General features: G+C 58.1%; 1 protein-coding gene. It reads left to right on the top strand.

The window, feature by feature from the left end:
* Nucleotides 1–2068 (top strand): Ig-like domain-containing protein (locus VZ94_RS21790; RefSeq protein ID WP_131655705.1); only part of this gene is annotated, 2068 nt, incomplete at both ends.

The following is a 2068-nucleotide window of genomic DNA, read 5'->3' as shown; positions in this document are numbered from 1 at the left end:
AATGACACGGGCATCGTCCTAGAAGATGACGTGCAAACCGGTAACGTCTTAGCCAACGACAGCGACCCGGATGGCGACGAACTCAGCGTCACCGCCTTTACTATCAACGGTGAAAATTACACGCCAGGTGACAGCGCAAGCATTCCTGGTATCGGCACGTTCACGCTGAACAGCGACGGCGACTACACGTTCACGCCTGAGCCGGACTATCACGGCCCCGTACCTGAAATCACCGTCACAGTCAGCGACGGCGAGTTCAGCACCACCAGCACGTTAACGCTGACAGTGACCCCAGTCAGCGACATCGCCAACGATAACACCGTGACCGACGAAGACACGGCCGTCATCATCGACGTATTGGCTAACGACAGCTTCGAAGGCAGCCCGGTGATTACCGACGTTACCACGCCGAGCCACGGCACGGTCGAGATCAATGCCGATGGCACCGTCACGTACACACCGAACCCAGGCTACACTGGCAACGACAGCTTCACGTACACGGTGGCAAGCCCGGATGGCATCATCGAAACGGCCACCGTCAACGTCACAGTGAACCCGGTTAACCATGCACCAACGGCCAGCAATGACACGGGCATCGTCCTAGAAGATGACGTGCAAACCGGTAACGTCTTAGCCAACGACAGCGACCCGGATGGCGACGAACTCAGCGTCACCGCCTTTACTATCAACGGTGAAAATTACACGCCAGGTGACAGCGCAAGCATTCCTGGTATCGGCACGTTCACGCTGAACAGCGACGGCGACTACACGTTCACGCCCGAGCCCGACTATCACGGCCCCGTGCCTGAAATCACCGTCACGGTTAGCGACGGCGAGTTCAGCACCACCAGCACGTTAACGCTGACGGTCACACCGGTGGTTGACATCGCCGATGACAACGTCACGCTCAACCAAGACAGCAGTGTGACTATCGATGTATTGGCTAACGACAGCTTCGAAGGCAGCCCGGTGATTACCGACGTTACCACGCCGAGCCACGGCACGGTCGAGATCAATGCCGACGGCACCGTCACGTACACGCCGAACCCAGGCTACACTGGCAACGACAGCTTCACGTACACAGTGACTAGCCCGGATGGCATCACCGAAACGGCGACCGTCAACATCGTGGTCAACCCGGTTAACCATGCGCCAACGGCCAGCAATGACACGGGCATCGGCCTAGAAGATGACGTGCAAACCGGCAACGTCTTAGCTAACGACAGCGACCCGGATGGCGACGAACTGACGGTGACCGGCTTTACTGTCAACGGTGAAAATTACACGCCAGGTGACAGCGCAACGATTCCAGGCATCGGCACGTTCACGCTGAACAGCAACGGCGACTACACGTTCACGCCTGAGCCGGACTATCACGGCCCCGTACCTGAAATCACCGTCACAGTCAGCGACGGCGAGTTCAGCACCACCAGCACGTTAACGCTGACGGTCACACCGGTGGTTGACATCGCGGATGACAACGTCACGCTCGACCAAGACAGCAGTGTGACTATCGATGTATTGGCCAACGACAGCTTCGAAGGCAGTCCGGTGATCACGAGCACCAGCACGCCAAGCCATGGCACGGTCGAGATCAATGCCGATGGCACCGTCACGTACACACCAACCCCAGGCTACACCGGCAACGACAGCTTCAGCTACACAGTAACTAGCCCCGATGGCATCACCGAAACCGCGACCGTCAACATCGTGGTCAACCCGGTTAACCATGTGCCAACGGCCAGCGCTGACCGCAACATCGGTCCAGAAGATGAAATCCAAACCGGTAACGTTTTAGCCAACGACAGCGACCCGGATGGTGACGACCTCACGGTTACTGGCTTTAGCGTCAACGGCGAAGACTACACTCCAGGTGACAGCGCAACGATTCCAGGCATCGGCACGTTCACGCTGAACAGCAACGGCGACTACACGTTCACGCCTGAGCCGGACTATCACGGCCCCGTACCTGAAATCACCGTCACAGTCAGCGACGGCGAGTTCAGCACCACCAGCACGTTAACGCTGACAGTGACCCAGTCAGCGACATCGCCAACGATAACGCGGT

Origin of the sequence: Methylocucumis oryzae (assembly GCF_000963695.1) — a bacterium.
Classification (GTDB): Bacteria; Pseudomonadota; Gammaproteobacteria; order Methylococcales; family Methylomonadaceae; genus Methylovulum; species Methylovulum oryzae.
This window is presented reverse-complemented; position numbering and strand designations above follow the sequence as displayed.